The following is a 15,115-nucleotide window of genomic DNA, read 5'->3' on the forward strand; positions in this document are numbered from 1 at the left end:
TATTATTCCGCAGTAGCTCAGCGGTAGAGCTATCGGCTGTTAACCGATCGGTCGTAGGTTCGATTCCTACCTGCGGAGCCATTGGAGAGCTGTCCGAGTTGGCCGAAGGAGCACGATTGGAAATCGTGTATACGTCACAAGCGTATCAAGGGTTCGAATCCCTTGCTCTCCGCCATAGGATTTATAATATTTGGCCCGTTGGTCAAGTGGTTAAGACACCGCCCTTTCACGGCGGTAACACGGGTTCGAATCCCGTACGGGTCACCACTTTGGAGGATTAGCTCAGCTGGGAGAGCACCTGCCTTACAAGCAGGGGGTCGGCGGTTCGATCCCGTCATCCTCCACCATATGAATTTTATATAAATAGTATTATCGCGGGGTGGAGCAGCACGGTAGCTCGTCGGGCTCATAACCCGAAGGTCGCAGGTTCAAATCCTGTCCCCGCAACCAAATGGTCCCGTGGTGTAGTGGTTAACATGCCTGCCTGTCACGCAGGAGATCGCCGGTTCGACCCCGGTCGGGACCGCCATTTTAATAAGGCTCGGTAGCTCAGTCGGTAGAGCAGAGGACTGAAAATCCTCGTGTCGGCGGTTCGATTCCGTCCCGAGCCACCATTTTGAAGTCGCAAGCCGGCTTAGCTCAATTGGTAGAGCAACTGACTTGTAATCAGTAGGTTGGGGGTTCAAGTCCTCTAGCCGGCACCACTTTCAAAATGAGCCATTAGCTCAGTTGGTAGAGCATCTGACTTTTAATCAGAGGGTCGAAGGTTCGAATCCTTCATGGCTCACCATTTTCAATTTTATGCGGGTGTAGTTTAGTGGTAAAACAAGAGCCTTCCAAGCTCTGGTCGAGAGTTCGATTCTCTTCACCCGCTTTTCAATTATGGGCCTATAGCTCAGCTGGTTAGAGCGCACGCCTGATAAGCGTGAGGTCGATGGTTCGAGTCCATTTAGGCCCACCATAATTGTTCCGCAGTAGCTCAGTGGTAGAGCTATCGGCTGTTAACCGATCGGTCGTAGGTTCGAGTCCTACCTGCGGAGCCATATTTATAGAGAAGTACCCAAGTGGCTCAAGGGGCTCCCCTGCTAAGGGAGTAGATCGCGAACGCGGTGCGAGGGTTCGAATCCCTTCTTCTCTGCCAGAACTGGCCCGTTGGTCAAGTGGTTAAGACACCGCCCTTTCACGGCGGTAACACGGGTTCGAATCCCGTACGGGTCATACTAAAAGAGATAGCATAATCTGCTATCTCTTTTTTGTTGTGTATAGATATAGAAGAAGCTATGACAGATTATAAATAATAAGTTTAAAATAGGATTACCTTTTCTCATACATAAGAAAAAGTAATCCTATTTTTTGAATATGTTTTAACTTTCTATTGAATGTTCATCTTGTTTAATAACAACATGACTATATGCGGAGTGAAGAGTTTTGTAGCCTAAAAGTGCAATAGTTAAGGCAAGGCCTCCTGCTATAATAGCCACATTAAATCCTACATGGGCTCCAAAGTTATCAATAACTAAACCAGCTATCGCTGATCCTAGGGAGACTCCAATTCCAAGTCCTGTAATTGCCCAAGTCATTCCTTCGGTTATCTTTGATTCAGGTACGATTTTTTCCACAAGCCCCATAGTAATAATCATAGTAGGAGCGACAGATAGCCCTGCAAAGAAAACAATAACTACTAGCCAAGTAATACTGTTTACAAAAACTAGTGGCAGCATTGTTATCATGGAAAGTGTGACCGCTATTAAAAACTGATTATAGGGTGGGGTATTGAGTTTAAGGGTACCGAAAATAAGGCCTGCCAGGCATGAACCGATTGCATAGACAGAAAGTACAAAGCTAGCAGCTACTGTGTTTCCTTGCTGCTCAGCAAAAGCTACACTAACGACATCTATTGTGCCGAAGATAGTACCTATAGCAATGAGTGTGAATACTAGTACTCGCAAAGAACCAATTTTAAATACTGTTCCGTTGTTTGTAATGTCGCGAGGGTGTACAGGCGGTTCTGTGCTTTTTTGCATAGTAAATAGGCATACCCCGATTGTAAGAAAAACAGATGATAAAAGTGGCGCTGCTTCTGGGAAGAACATAACACTTAAACTGACAGATAATACAGGACCAATTATGAAGCAAATTTCGTCGACGACCGATTCGAAGGAAAATGCTGTATGCAATTTATGGGATCCGCGGTATAGTTTAGTCCAACGTGCACGTACCATAGCTGACATATTTGGCATACAACCTGCACATAAAGCGGATAGAAATAGCGTCCAATAAGGAGCTTCATATTTCGTACATAGAAGTAAGAGGATTGTAAAGAAAACGCTAATACCTGTAGTCGGAAGAAGTATGCGAGATTGCCCTAATTGATCAGCCATCCGAGAAATATGAGGAGCTAGTAAAGCTGATGATAATGTAAAGGTAGCTGCAACAGCTCCAGCAAGCCAATAGTCACCACTTACTTGAGATAACATGGTAACAATACCAATACCCATCATTGATATGGGCATACGAGCTATAAATCCTGCTAATGAGAATCCTTTTGTACCAGGAGCACTGAAAATCTCACGGTAGGAATTAAACATGATAATCACCACAATATTTGACGTGTACATATACATTCTTCATTCTTTTAACTCCTCCTCTGTTTCATTAATACCTTCTATAAAAAGGGACAGTGAGTCAATGTAGGGTATAGGTAAGAAGTTATATTATCTTGTAAGCTAGAAATAATTGACATACGCACCGTATGCCAATATCATATTAACATACGGAGCGTATGTCAATTGAAATGTTTTATCTCTGGATAGAGCCGATGTTTAAAGGAGTTATTCTTTTATATAGAGAACGATACTATAGTGCAATTCATTTTGAATAAAGAGAATGAATAGAAGTAGGAGGAAAAGATGATTAAAAAAACGAGAGCAGAAATGATTACTGAAACACGTGCTAAATTGCTGTGGGCAGCAAGAGAGGCTTTTGGTACAGTTGGATATGTAAATACGTCTATGGATGATTTTACAGCATCTGTCGGTTTAACACGTGGTGCAATTTATCATCATTTTGGTGATAAAAAAGGATTGTTAGAAGCAGTTGTAAAAGAAATTGATATGGAAATGGATAATAAATTAGGGAAAGTATCAGATGAAGCGGAAGGAAAATGGGAAGGGTTTGTTGGGCGTTGTCGTGCATATTTAACGATGGCACTTAATCCAGAAATTCAGCGAATCGTACTTCGAGATGCACCAGCAGTATTAGGAACTAGTTATTATCAATCATCACAGTCACAATGTTTAGTGACGATGGCCGAGATGCTTCAGCAATTAATGAAGGACTGTATTATTGAAAAGACGGACTGTGAAGCTTTAGCAAGATATATAAATGGCGGACTAGTGGACCTTGCTTGTTGGATTGCGAATTCTGAAGATGCAGAGGCACGGTTGTCTAAAGCTTTGCATAGCCTATCACTTATATTGAATGGTTTATTATTAGAAAAGAATGCATAATTTTAACGGATATTTTTTAATATATAGTAATGATTAAAAGGGAGGTGATAAAGTATAGGCTAATTCATTTATTTAACCGTATTCTATATAAGCTAATTGACGTCCATCTTGTAAGGGAATGATGTGATCAGTCAGTTTAATCTTATAATGTGATTACATTTTTTGTGAATGTTAGGATTTTTATTATAGAAAGTGAATTTAGTTACAGTGAGTAATTGAATCATACATTTTTATTCACAATCTAAAGAAAACACCTAATTTGGTATGGATTCCACACCTGATCTAACAACTTTACACTCTATGTGAAAAAGTTCACAAATAGGTCATAAATTGTGAAGTAATTCACAATAATACGTGCTACAATATGAATGTAAAGAAGTTAAACAACATTAAATTAGTATTTTAATTAATTACTTAAACAATCATAAAAAAATATATGTGAACAATAGAGAGGGGAAATTACCATGAAAAAAGGTATCAATCGTGTAGTATTAGTAGGAACAGGAGCTGTAGGTTGTAGTTACGCTTACTCAATGATCAACCAAGGTGTAGCTGAAGAATTCGTATTAGTAGATGTTAATGAAGCAAAAGCAGAAGGGGAAGCAATGGACTTAAGCCATGCGGTACCATTCTCTCCATCACCAACAAAAGTTTGGAGCGGTAGCTATGCAGATTGTAAAGATGCAGATCTAGTTGTTATCACTGCTGGGTTACCACAAAAGCCAGGTGAAACTCGTTTAGACTTAGTTGAGAAAAATACAAAGATCTTTAAACAAATCGTTCGCGGCATTATGGATAGCGGATTCGATGGAATCTTCTTAATCGCAACTAACCCGGTTGATATTTTAACTTACGTAACTTGGAAAGAATCTGGTTTACCGAAAGAGCGCGTAATCGGTTCTGGTACTACTTTAGACTCTGCTCGTTTCCGTTACATGTTAGGTGACTACTTAGATGTAGATCCACGTAACGTTCATGCTTACATCGTTGGTGAGCACGGTGACACTGAACTTCCAGTATGGAGCCACGCTACTATCGGTGTACAAAAACTAGAAACAATCTTAGCTAACAACGAACAGTACAAACAAGAAGACTTAGATAAAATCTTCGAAAATGTACGTGATGCAGCTTACCATATCATCGAACGTAAAGGTGCAACTTACTACGGAATCGGTATGTCACTACTTCGTATAACTAAAGCGATCTTAAACAACGAGAACAGCGTATTAACTGTATCTGCATACCTTGAAGGTCAATACGGTGAGAAAGATGCTTACGTAGGTGTTCCAGCTGTTATTAACCGCGAAGGTGTACGTGAAATCGTAGAACTTGAGCTAAATGAAGAAGAAAAAGCGAAATTCGCTCATTCTGTAAAAGTATTAAAAGAAACTATGGCACCAGTACTATAATTAATTGCTAAATAATCCGGAAGTGGGGACCTGCTTCTTACTTCTGGATTTATATATAATTCAATATAAATTCCTTTTCCGGTTTCCCTTGTATATCCCCAATATACCCCTTTTGCTGGATAAGGGTCATTTATAGAAAAGAGCACTCTATTTTATATAGAGTGCTCTTTATGATTATTTTTTAGGTGTTAATCCTAACTTCTTTAAAATATCTGTCAGTGTACCGCTTTTTGATTTTTCTACAGGTGTTTGTGATTTAGATGCATCTGGACCTTTTTTCAAGAAGTTCTTTTCAACGAAGCGAATATCTTTTCCGTCGACAATTCCATCTTTATTAAGATCTCCGTCTTTTACAGTTAGTCCTTTTTTAATGTAGTTGCTAGCGATAATTTTAGCATCTTTAATATGGATTACTTTATCACCATTTACATCGCCGGCAAGGTTTTCGTCAGGTCTTGCATAATAATATTGGCCAAGCAGCTTACCGTCTTTTTCAGTACCAAGCTTCGTTGTTAGGCGGCTTGAAATGAGTTACTCGATGTTTCTGAATCACTGAAATAGGCGAATACACCTCCGAATGTAAGGGATAAACCAAGTGAAGCGGTGACAACTCCCATTCCTACTTTTTGTTTTAATGACATAAGAAAGCCCTCCTAGTTAAATTTTCATAGTGACCGTTCGCAACAAGGATAAATAAGTAAACATAGTAGTCCACTATGAATTATAGTTACGGAAGATCTAAGTTCTTTATTGAGAGCGAGTATATGCTTATGAATTTTGCATTTCAATAAAATTGTGACAAAAAATGTTGAGAAACATTTTTTTATGACAGATTATTTTGTTTTGATTTTGAATGAAAAATAGCATGAAAAATAGGATAAATCTAATAAAATAAAGGTTGAGAAAAAATAATAGGTAAAAATATAGAAGAATAATAAAGCGTTTTCAATGAATATTCGTCAAAATTCGATATTTTACACGGAAATGTGAAGAAAAACTAACATTTTTAAGAAAAAAACGAATATTTTTTATAAATTAACAAGGATATTGCAGTTTTTCGCAGAAATAGTTAAAGTATAAAAAATTCTGTCATCTAAGTGAGGTGAGCATATTGAGTGTAATAAATTGTGAAGAAGTGAAACGAGATGAGTTTCATACAGAAAAGTACTATGAAAGTTATAACATCTTTGGCGCACATGTTGTGACGGAAGATGAGATTCAAGGGGTACGATTTACAGTGTGGGCTCCTCATGCGAAAGCAATGAGTGTTGTTGGAGATTTTAATGAGTGGGATTATGAGCAACATAAGATGCTACAAGTGACAGAAGAAGGCATTTGGTCCTTATTTATACCGCATATTGAAGAAGGAGAAATATATAAATATGCGATTGAAACGTTGGCTGGTGACGTCATTTTAAAGGCAGATCCGTATGCTATATATGCAGAAGTAAGACCGAATACGGCATCTGTAGTTTTTGATATAAAAGGATATGAATGGAATGATAAAAACTGGACTCGTAAGAAAAAGAAAAAACCGATTTATAAAGAAGCGATGACAGTTTATGAATTACATTTTGGTTCTTGGAAAAAGAAAGAAGATGGAACGCTGTATTCTTACAGGGAAATGGTAGAAGAGCTCATCCCGTATGTGGTGGAACATCAATTTACACATATTGAAATTATGCCGCTTGTTGAGCATCCATATGATCGTTCTTGGGGATATCAAGGAACGGGATATTATGCAGCGACGAGTAGATTTGGTACGCCGCATGATTTAATGTATTTTGTCGACGAATGTCATAAATATGGAATCGGTGTCATTTTAGATTGGGTGCCGGGGCACTTTTGTAAAGATGCTCACGGTTTATATTTGTTTGATGGCACACCGACCTATGAATATAAAGATAAAGATGTACAAGAAAATCCAGTATGGGGAACTGTCAATTTTGATTTAGGGAAGAGAGAGGTACGTAATTTCTTAATTTCAAATGCGTTATTTTGGATGAGATATTTCCATATTGATGGTTTCAGAGTAGATGCAGTTGCGAACATGTTGTACTGGAATAAAGAAGGACAAGAGCAAAGTAATGAGCATGCTGTTTCATTTTTAAGAGAGTTAAATGAAGCAGTGTTTGCAGAGGATGAAGATTTTCTTATGACGGCAGAAGATTCAACAGCTTGGCCACTTGTAACAACTCCAACGTATGAAGGTGGGCTTGGATTCAATTACAAATGGAACATGGGCTGGATGAATGATGTACTGAAATATATGGAGTGTGCGCCTGAATATAGGAAACACATTCATGAGAAAATGACGTTTTCTTTACTATATGCGTACTCTGAAAACTTCATATTACCACTTTCTCATGATGAAGTCGTTCATGGGAAAAAGTCGTTATTAAATAAAATGCCAGGTGATTACTGGGATAAGTTTGCTCAGCTTCGTTTATTATATGGATATTTCTTTACTCACCCAGGAAAGAAGTTACTTTTCATGGGAGGAGAATTCGGACAGTTTGATGAGTGGAAAGACCTTGAAGATTTAGATTGGAATTTACATGATTTTGAAATGCATCGTTATATGCATGATTACTTTAAAGAGCTCATAGCATTGTATAAGCGCTCAAAACCACTTTGGCAGCTTGACCATTCACCTGAAGGCTTTCAGTGGATTGATGCTAATAATAATGAGCAAAGTATTTTCTCTTTTATCCGCCAAGGGGATAAACAAGAAGATGCGTTAGTTGTCGTATGTAATTTTACGAAAGCTACATATGAAAACTATAAAGTAGGTGTACCAGATTTCGAGTATTATAACGAGATTTTAAACAGTGATGCTGAGCAATATGGCGGTTCGGGGCAAGTGAATAAGAAACGTCTTAAGACGATTCTAGAACCGTACCATAATCAAGCAGCACATGTAGAGATTACAATTCCACCATTTGGCGTATCCATATTACGACCAGTGAAGACGAGAAAGGGGAGCAAAAAACAAGATGGCTCAAAAACAAAAGTGCGTAGCAATGTTACTAGCAGGGGGAAAAGGTAGTCGTTTAAGTGCATTAACAAAAAATTTAGCCAAGCCAGCTGTTCCATTTGGTGGTAAATATCGCATTATTGATTTTACGCTAAGTAACTGTGCGAATTCTGGTATTGAAACGGTTGGGATTTTAACACAATATCAACCACTTGAACTTCATAATTATATCGGAATTGGAAATGCGTGGGATTTAGACCGAGTAAACGGTGGAGTCACAGTATTACCTCCTTATGCGGAGTCTTCAGGGGTGAAGTGGTATACAGGTACGGCAAGTGCCATTTATCAAAACTTAAACTATTTAAGTCAGTATGAACCGGAGTATGTTCTCATTTTATCAGGCGACCATATTTATAAAATGGATTACAGTAAGATGCTAGATTACCATATTGAGAAAGAATCGGACGTATCCATTTCTGTTATTGAAGTACCTTGGGATGAAGCGAGTCGCTTTGGCATTATGAATACAAATGAAGAGATGGAGATTGTTGAGTTTGAAGAGAAACCACAATTTCCAAGAAGTAATCTTGCATCAATGGGAATTTATATTTTTAACTGGGCAATTTTGAAAGAGTATTTAGAGATGGATGCAAGAAATCCTGAATCTAGTAATGATTTCGGAAAAGATGTACTTCCACTTTTATTAGATGAAGGGAAGAAGCTAATGGCGTATCCATTTGAAGGATATTGGAAAGATGTTGGAACGGTGAAAAGCTTATGGGAAGCGAATATGGATTTACTTCGCGATGAAACATCGCTGAATTTAAACGATCGTAATTGGCGTATTTATTCTGTGAATCCAAATGAGCCACCTCAATATATTGCAGAAAAGGCAAAAGTAGAAGAATCACTTATTAACGAAGGATGCGTCATTGAAGGGGACGTGAAGCATTCTGTGTTATTCCAAGGGGTGACGGTGGAAGAAGGTAGTATGGTTATTGATTCTGTCGTTATGCCAGGAGCAAAGATTGGTAAAAATGTTGTGATTGAAAGAGCGATCGTTGGTTCGGAAATGGTTATTGAAGATGGAACAATTATTCGTCCAGAAAAAAATGTCGACGATGTAGTACTCATTGCTGAAGGGAAATAGAAAAGGGGGATGAAATGAATGGGAGAAAAAATGTTAGGAATTATTAATGCAACGGGAAGTTTTCCTTCCTTAAAGAAAGTAACAGGGCATCGTTCATTAGCGGCGTTACCGTTTGGGGGCCGTTACCGACTCATTGATTTCATGCTTTCAAATATGGTGAATTCTAATATTCATAGTGTAGCGGTTTTTACAAGTCATAAAAATCGCTCACTAATGGACCATGTTGGTTCAGGAAAACAGTGGGATTTAGATAGAAAACGAGACGGACTATTTTTATTCCCGCCAAATTGCCAATGTGACCAAGATGAGTTTGGGTCTTTTGCACACTTTAGAAGACATATTGATTATTTTCTAAGAAGCAGAGAAGAGTACGTTGTTATTACGAATAGCCATCTCGTAACAGCATTAAATTTCCAGGCGGTGTTAGAGCGACATATACATACGGCAGCTGATATTACGGAAGTTTGCCATGAAGGGGTTTCGCTTCAAACATACGTGTTAAAGAAACAATTATTGTTAGATTTATTTGAGACATATAAAGATGTGGAGCAATACAGTTTATTTGATGTAGTGAGAGAAAAGCGCGGAAAATCACTGCATATTGCTACGTATGAGCATACAGGATATGTAGCTATTATTGATTCGATTGAAAGTTACTATAAACATAGCTTAGAAATTTTGCAGCCTGCTATTTGGAAGCAATTATTTAAGAAAGAAGCGCCGATCTTTACGAAAGTAAAAGATGAGCCGCCAACTCGTTATCTAAAGGGTGCAGTCGTGAAAAATACAATGATTGCAAATGGCAGTATTATTGAAGGGGAAGTCGAAAACAGTGTTGTTTCCCGTTCGGTTAAAATTGGAAAAGGTTCAATTATTCGTAACAGTATTATTATGCAAAAGAGCCAAATTGGAGATAACTGTATAATAGACGGTGTTATTATTGATAAAGACGTGAAAATTGGCGACGGTGTCGTATTAAAAGGAAACATCGATGAGCCATATGTTGTAGAAAAAGGAAGCGTACAAAACAGTACGATTAATAGTTATTCCTAAAGAATCAGTGGGGGCTTTTTCTCCCACTGATTAAAGTTTTAATTTAAATGAAAACTCGAAGGGAGGAAGCTGCAAGAGGAGTATAAAAACTTTTCGCGCAGTGGGACAACAAGTGAATATTTTATTTGCAGTATCAGAATGTGTACCGTTTGTGAAATCGGGAGGATTAGCTGATGTAGCGGGTGCGCTCCCAAAAGAGCTGAAAAAATTAGGAGTGGACGTTCGTATTATACTTCCGAATTATAGTCTCATTCCGCAAAAGTTAAGAGATGGATGTACGTTACATAAAGTAATTAACGTCCCGCTTGGGTGGAGAAATCAATATTGCGGAATTTTAAAAGGTGAGCAAGACGGAATTACGTATTACTTAATAGATAATGAATATTATTTTAAGAGAGATTCTCTGTATGGTCATTATGATGACGGGGAGCGTTTTTCTTATTTCTCAAAAGCAGTGTTAGAGTGTATTCCGCATCTTGATTTTGAAGTGGATGTTCTTCATAGCCACGATTGGCATACGGCTATGGTTAATTTCTTACTTCGTGAAAAGTATCAAGATAACCCGTTATATGAGCGTATTAAAACGGTATATACGATTCACAACTTGCAGTTCCAAGGAGTATTTCCTTCTGAAGTGATGTACGACTTGTTAGAGCTTGGTGATGAATATTTTCATAGTGAGCAGCTAGAGTTTTATGGAAACATAAACTTTATGAAAGGCGGTATTATCGCTTCGGATCAAATTACAGCGGTGAGCCCGACGTATAAAGAAGAAATTCAATATGAATTTTTCGGTGAGAAGTTAGATGGATTACTGAGAAAATATAATGATAAGCTTAGTGGCATTGTAAATGGTATTGATACGAGCGTATATAATCCAGAAACGGATTCATATATTAAGGCTCAGTATGATGCAGAGTCATTATATGAAAAGAGTGAAAATAAACGCGCTTTGCAGCGTTATTTTGGTTTGCCAGAAAAAGAGGATACACCAATTATTTCAATGGTAACGAGATTAACGAAGCAAAAAGGTCTTGATTTAGTACGCACTGTATTCCGCGAAATAATGGAAGAAGATGTACAATGTATTATTTTAGGTTCAGGTGATTCGGAATATGAGCAATTCTTTGAGTGGATGGCATATGAGTATCCGGAGAAGGTAAAAGTTTATATCGGATTTAATGAAGAATTAGCGCACCAAGTGTATGCGGGAAGCGATTTATTTTTAATGCCATCGCTGTTTGAACCGTGTGGACTTGGACAACTTATCGCATTGGCGTACGGTACGATTCCAATTGTAAGAGAAACAGGTGGATTAAACGATACGGTACATTCTTATGATGAAGAAACAGGCGAAGGAAATGGTTTCAGTTTCACGAACTTTAATGCACATGACATGCTGCATACGGTTCACCGTGCAATTGAATTTTATCACGATAAACCAGTGTGGGAGCAGCTTGTAAAACAAGCGATGACTGAAGATTATAGCTGGAGGCAATCGGCTCTTGCTTATAAGGAATTGTATAAAAGTCTCATGGAATAACATGTAGGTGGTGAAAAAATGTTTACTCATGTTGAAAGTTTTAAATCAACTTTTCTAGAAAAGTTAGAGACGATGTATGGGAAAAGTTTCAAAGATTCTACAAATCGTGATCAATATAATACGCTCGGCCATATGGTACGTGAGTATATGAATAGTCAATGGATTGCAACGAACGAGAGTTATCGATCAGGAGAGCAAAAGCAAATGTATTACTTGTCTATTGAGTTTTTGCTTGGACGTTTGCTTGGAAGTAACATCTTGAATTTAGGTATTAGAGATGTATGCGAGCAGGGGTTATCTGAACTAGGGATTTCGTTACAAGAGTTAGAAGAAGTGGAAGCAGATGCAGGCCTTGGTAACGGTGGACTTGGACGCTTAGCAGCCTGTTTTCTTGATTCACTTGCATCTTTAAACTTACCAGGACACGGCTGTGGAATTCGTTATAAACATGGTTTGTTTGATCAGAAAATTGTTGATGGTTATCAAGTTGAATTTCCAGAACAGTGGCTTCTTCATGAAAACGTATGGGAAGTAAGAAGACATGATCAAGCTGTAGAAGTAAGTTATTTTGGCAGTGTTGAACCGCTAGAAATTGACGGGCGTTTAGAGTTTAGGCATACAAATGCAGAAGTCATTATGGCGGTGCCATATGATGTGCCGGTAGTAGGCTATGAGACGAGTACTGTAAATACACTTAGACTTTGGAATGCTGAACCAGTTCCTTTCCCGCAAAACTGCAAAGATATTTTGAAATATAAGCGCGAAACAGAGGCTGTATCGGAGTTTTTATATCCAGATGATACGCATGATGAGGGAAAAATACTTCGTTTAAAACAACAGTATTTCCTCGTATCAGCAAGTTTGCAAAATATCGTTCGAATGCATAGAGAAAGATATGGTGACCTTCGTCAACTACATGAAAAAATTGCGATTCACATTAACGATACACATCCGGTTTTAGCAATTCCAGAACTGATGCGTATTTTACTAGACGAAGAAAAGTTAACATGGGAAGAAGCTTGGCACATAACGACGCAGACGATTTCTTATACGAATCATACGACGTTATCAGAAGCGCTCGAAAAGTGGCCAATTCACATTTTTAAACCATTATTACCGAGAATTTATATGATTATTGAAGAGATTAATGAACGTTTCTGTCATGAACTTTGGGAACGTTATCCTTATGAATGGCATCGCATTGAAGACATGGCAATTATTGCGCATGATCTTGTGAAAATGGCTCATTTAGCAATTGTCGGTAGCCATAGCGTAAACGGTGTAGCAAAAATTCATACGGAAATATTAAAGCAGCGGGAAATGCGATTGTTTTATGAATTTTATCCAGATAAGTTTAATAATAAGACGAATGGAATTGCTCATAGGCGCTGGCTTATGAAAGCAAATCCACAGTTAACAAATCTCATTTCAGAGGCGATTGGACCAGAGTGGAAGAAAGAACCGATTAAGCTTCAATCGTTGCAAACAGTTCAATATGATGCGAGTTTCCAAGAGAAATTTGCAGAAGTAAAACAAGAACGTAAAGAGATTTTAGCGGAGCGCATTCATAATACAATGGGGGTTACGATTGATCCAAATTCTATTTTTGATGTGCAAGTGAAAAGATTACATGCTTACAAACGACAATTATTAAATGTTCTTCATATTTTATATTTGTATAACCGTTTGAAAGAGGATGCTAGTTTTACATTTTATCCGCGTACTTTTATTTTTGGAGCGAAAGCATCACCTGGTTATTATTACGCGAAAAAAATTATTAAATTAATAAATGAACTCGCAAGAAAAGTAAATAATGATCCGTATGTTAGTCAATATATGAAAGTTATCTTTCTAGAAAACTATCGAGTTTCTTTAGCTGAAGATATATTCCCGGCGGCGGATGTAAGTGAGCAAATTTCAACGGCGAGTAAAGAAGCATCGGGAACAGGCAATATGAAATTTATGATGAATGGTGCGATTACACTTGGAACGCTAGACGGAGCTAACGTTGAAATAAAAGACCGGGTCGGTGATGATAACTGTTTCATTTTCGGTTTAACAGCAGAAGAGGTTCTTCATTACCATCAAAATGGTGGATATCGTGCAAGTGACTATTATCACCACAATAGGCACATTAAAAAAATAGTAGATCAATTAACAAATGGTTTCTTTGCACAATCGGGTGCTGAATTTGAAGCGATCTATGATTCTCTCGTTATTCAAAATGATGAATATTTCGTTCTGCGAGATTTTGGTCCATATGCTGAAAGACAAGAAGCTGTTGGTAGAGCTTATGAGAACCGAACAAAGTGGCTAGAAATGTCGATTTTAAATATTGCACAGTCTGGTCATTTTGCGAGTGATCGAACGATTTTGCAGTACAGCAATGAAATTTGGGGTATTGGTAATGCAGTTAAACAGTTTTAAAGAGGTTGCTACGTTGGGGGATATATTATCTATTTACTAACAAAAATTGATATTAATAAATAAAACGAGCTTACTTTTTTTAAGCTCGTTTTATTTATTTTGCTTAAGAAAGAAATGGAATAGTGGTATATATTATACCTGCCCCATCATACTCTCCTGTCGCAAAGTATGAAAATGTAAAGAAACCTGTGACCGTAAAAATTACAATAAGAAAAAGTGTGAAGATAAATTTTAACATGTAAGGTCCCCTCATCCAAAAATAACTTCATAGAGTATTATAGTATATGAATATTTTATTTCCAATTGTTTACTGGTTAAAAATGAGAAGTCAGACATGTTTTGTATGTTGTAATGGAATGATTATTTGTAATGGATTTTGTGTTTTTTGTAAATGTCATATTGTGATGGACGTGTGCATACTCCCAATCATGATCATTAAAATTTATGTTTCGGGGAGGGAGAAGTGGAACGACATCGAACAAGTTGACGAAACGAAAGCTACTAGCTACTTGTAGTTTATAATAATTTCGAAAAGCGATATCTCCTACTTTTGGGGAAGCGAATGAATAAAGTCCATACTGTGCGAAGGCAGTATTTATACGTGCATCTAATATGTGTAATGTGGCAAGCGCGCCACCTAGACTATGCCCAGTAGCTAGCAGTTTTTTATGTGCTGGCAATGATACGAGCATATCCATAATAGAATCACGGCAAGACTCATAAATAGAGAGAAAGCCGTTATGGACATTTCCACCATTTAAAGCATAAGGATAAGGTTTTTGATTGACAAGAGAGTCAATAATCCAATCTGGGTCTGTTTGAGTGCCCCTAAAGGCAACGATAATTGTATCCTCAGATTCTAATATAAATCCGAACCATTCTGTTGTTTGAATGGCCTTTCCTTGAAACCCTTGTACATATTGAAAACCATCTGGTATTTCGAAAATACCATTTTGTTTATATTGTTCATACGTTAACTCACAACAAGAAGCTAACAGTATGGCAGTGTCTTTATCAAAGGATAAAGGAGTACGCATTAAGGAAGCC

Annotated in this window: 9 protein-coding genes, 14 tRNA genes and 2 pseudogenes; 21 read left to right on the forward strand and 4 right to left on the reverse strand. The window is 37.7% G+C overall.

All coding sequences use genetic code 11. The annotated features are described in order from the left end of the window. The first annotated feature begins 6 nt into the window (after positions 1–6). The 14 genes from ACLBXA_RS00025 to ACLBXA_RS00090 all read left to right on the forward strand — a co-directional run bounded on the left by ACLBXA_RS00025 (position 7) and on the right by ACLBXA_RS00090 (position 1,218). A tRNA-Asn gene (locus ACLBXA_RS00025) sits at positions 7–81 on the forward strand. 2 nt (positions 82–83) lie between these two features. Further along, positions 84–175: transfer RNA gene (locus tag ACLBXA_RS00030), tRNA-Ser, on the forward strand. Positions 176–192: 17 nt separating this feature from the next. Then, a tRNA-Glu gene (locus ACLBXA_RS00035) sits at positions 193–267 on the forward strand. Between the two features lie 4 nt (positions 268–271). Continuing rightward, a tRNA-Val gene (locus ACLBXA_RS00040) sits at positions 272–347 on the forward strand. A 26-nt stretch (positions 348–373) separates the two neighbouring features. Beyond that, a tRNA-Met gene (locus ACLBXA_RS00045) sits at positions 374–450 on the forward strand. 3 nt (positions 451–453) lie between these two features. Further along, a tRNA-Asp gene (locus ACLBXA_RS00050) sits at positions 454–529 on the forward strand. A gap of 9 nt (positions 530–538) precedes the next feature. Continuing rightward, positions 539–614: transfer RNA gene (locus ACLBXA_RS00055), tRNA-Phe, on the forward strand. Between the two features lie 14 nt (positions 615–628). Next, positions 629–704, forward strand: a tRNA-Thr gene (locus ACLBXA_RS00060). Positions 705–714: 10 nt separating this feature from the next. Next, a tRNA-Lys gene (locus ACLBXA_RS00065) sits at positions 715–790 on the forward strand. A 13-nt stretch (positions 791–803) separates the two neighbouring features. Beyond that, positions 804–874 (forward strand) — tRNA-Gly (locus ACLBXA_RS00070). A gap of 10 nt (positions 875–884) precedes the next feature. Next, positions 885–961: transfer RNA gene (locus ACLBXA_RS00075), tRNA-Ile, on the forward strand. A 7-nt stretch (positions 962–968) separates the two neighbouring features. Beyond that, positions 969–1,043 (forward strand) — tRNA-Asn (locus tag ACLBXA_RS00080). A 7-nt stretch (positions 1,044–1,050) separates the two neighbouring features. Next, positions 1,051–1,141 (forward strand) — tRNA-Ser (locus ACLBXA_RS00085). A gap of 5 nt (positions 1,142–1,146) precedes the next feature. Continuing rightward, positions 1,147–1,218, forward strand: a tRNA-Glu gene (locus tag ACLBXA_RS00090). Positions 1,219–1,364: 146 nt separating this feature from the next. Here ACLBXA_RS00090 and ACLBXA_RS00095 read toward each other — a convergent pair. Beyond that, positions 1,365–2,588 carry an MFS transporter gene (locus ACLBXA_RS00095; RefSeq protein ID WP_015945917.1) on the reverse strand — a complete coding sequence of 408 codons (1,224 nt, stop codon included), beginning with the start codon at positions 2,586–2,588 and terminating at the stop codon, positions 1,365–1,367. Between the two features lie 321 nt (positions 2,589–2,909). Between ACLBXA_RS00095 and ACLBXA_RS00100 the strand changes: the two genes are divergently transcribed. Then, positions 2,910–3,509: a TetR/AcrR family transcriptional regulator gene (locus ACLBXA_RS00100; protein WP_000592778.1), complete on the forward strand. Its 600-nt coding sequence runs from the start codon at positions 2,910–2,912 to the stop codon at positions 3,507–3,509. A 464-nt stretch (positions 3,510–3,973) separates the two neighbouring features. After that, entirely contained in the window at positions 3,974–4,918 is a 945-nt protein-coding gene (locus tag ACLBXA_RS00105) for an L-lactate dehydrogenase (RefSeq protein ID WP_336455446.1), read from the forward strand. A 174-nt stretch (positions 4,919–5,092) separates the two neighbouring features. Here the strand turns inward: ACLBXA_RS00105 and ACLBXA_RS00110 are convergent. Continuing rightward, positions 5,093–5,446, reverse strand: a pseudogene (locus tag ACLBXA_RS00110) (dockerin type I domain-containing protein); the annotation flags it as partial. Further along, positions 5,437–5,559: pseudogene (locus ACLBXA_RS00115) on the reverse strand (TasA family protein); the annotation flags it as partial. The pseudogenes ACLBXA_RS00115 and ACLBXA_RS00110, both read right to left, overlap by 10 nt. 470 nt (positions 5,560–6,029) lie before the next feature. Here ACLBXA_RS00115 and glgB point away from each other — a divergent pair. The 5 genes from glgB to glgP all read left to right on the forward strand — a co-directional run bounded on the left by glgB (position 6,030) and on the right by glgP (position 14,068). After that, positions 6,030–7,967, forward strand: a complete 1,938-nt coding sequence (gene glgB / locus ACLBXA_RS00120) for a 1,4-alpha-glucan branching protein GlgB (protein ID WP_000111401.1) — start codon at positions 6,030–6,032, stop codon at positions 7,965–7,967. Beyond that, positions 7,915–9,045, forward strand: a complete 1,131-nt coding sequence (gene glgC / locus ACLBXA_RS00125) for a glucose-1-phosphate adenylyltransferase (protein ID WP_000057602.1) — start codon at positions 7,915–7,917, stop codon at positions 9,043–9,045. The genes glgB and glgC overlap by 53 nt, the downstream gene beginning before the upstream one ends. Before the next feature lie 18 nt (positions 9,046–9,063). Next, positions 9,064–10,098 (forward strand): glucose-1-phosphate adenylyltransferase subunit GlgD, encoded by a 1,035-nt coding sequence (gene glgD, locus ACLBXA_RS00130; protein WP_000504159.1) that lies wholly within the window; start codon positions 9,064–9,066, stop codon positions 10,096–10,098. 112 nt (positions 10,099–10,210) lie between these two features. Beyond that, entirely contained in the window at positions 10,211–11,641 is a 1,431-nt protein-coding gene (glgA, locus tag ACLBXA_RS00135) for a glycogen synthase GlgA (RefSeq protein ID WP_002081949.1), read from the forward strand. Between the two features lie 18 nt (positions 11,642–11,659). Further along, positions 11,660–14,068 carry a glycogen phosphorylase gene (gene glgP / locus ACLBXA_RS00140; protein ID WP_000494094.1) on the forward strand — a complete coding sequence of 803 codons (2,409 nt, stop codon included), beginning with the start codon at positions 11,660–11,662 and terminating at the stop codon, positions 14,066–14,068. 314 nt (positions 14,069–14,382) lie between these two features. Here the strand turns inward: glgP and ACLBXA_RS00145 are convergent, their stop codons facing one another. Further along, complete coding sequence (locus ACLBXA_RS00145) at positions 14,383–15,105, reverse strand: lipase family protein (protein WP_001260110.1); 723 nt, start codon at positions 15,103–15,105, stop codon at positions 14,383–14,385. Between the last annotated feature and the right edge of the window lie 10 nt (positions 15,106–15,115).

This window comes from Bacillus sp. D48C (assembly GCF_053345735.1).

Excerpts from the sequence above, each read along its gene's own strand:
- ACLBXA_RS00095 (WP_015945917.1), bottom strand. The coding sequence starts at position 2,588 with ATGTTTAATTCCTACCGTGAGATTTTCAGTGCTCCTGGTACAAAAGGA.
- ACLBXA_RS00100 (WP_000592778.1), top strand. The coding sequence starts at position 2,910 with ATGATTAAAAAAACGAGAGCAGAAATGATTACTGAAACACGTGCTAAA.
- ACLBXA_RS00105 (WP_336455446.1), top strand. The coding sequence starts at position 3,974 with ATGAAAAAAGGTATCAATCGTGTAGTATTAGTAGGAACAGGAGCTGTA.
- glgC (WP_000057602.1), top strand. The coding sequence starts at position 7,915 with ATGGCTCAAAAACAAAAGTGCGTAGCAATGTTACTAGCAGGGGGAAAA.
- glgD (WP_000504159.1), top strand. The coding sequence starts at position 9,064 with ATGGGAGAAAAAATGTTAGGAATTATTAATGCAACGGGAAGTTTTCCT.
- glgP (WP_000494094.1), top strand. The coding sequence starts at position 11,660 with ATGTTTACTCATGTTGAAAGTTTTAAATCAACTTTTCTAGAAAAGTTA.
- ACLBXA_RS00145 (WP_001260110.1), bottom strand. The coding sequence starts at position 15,105 with ATGCGTACTCCTTTATCCTTTGATAAAGACACTGCCATACTGTTAGCT.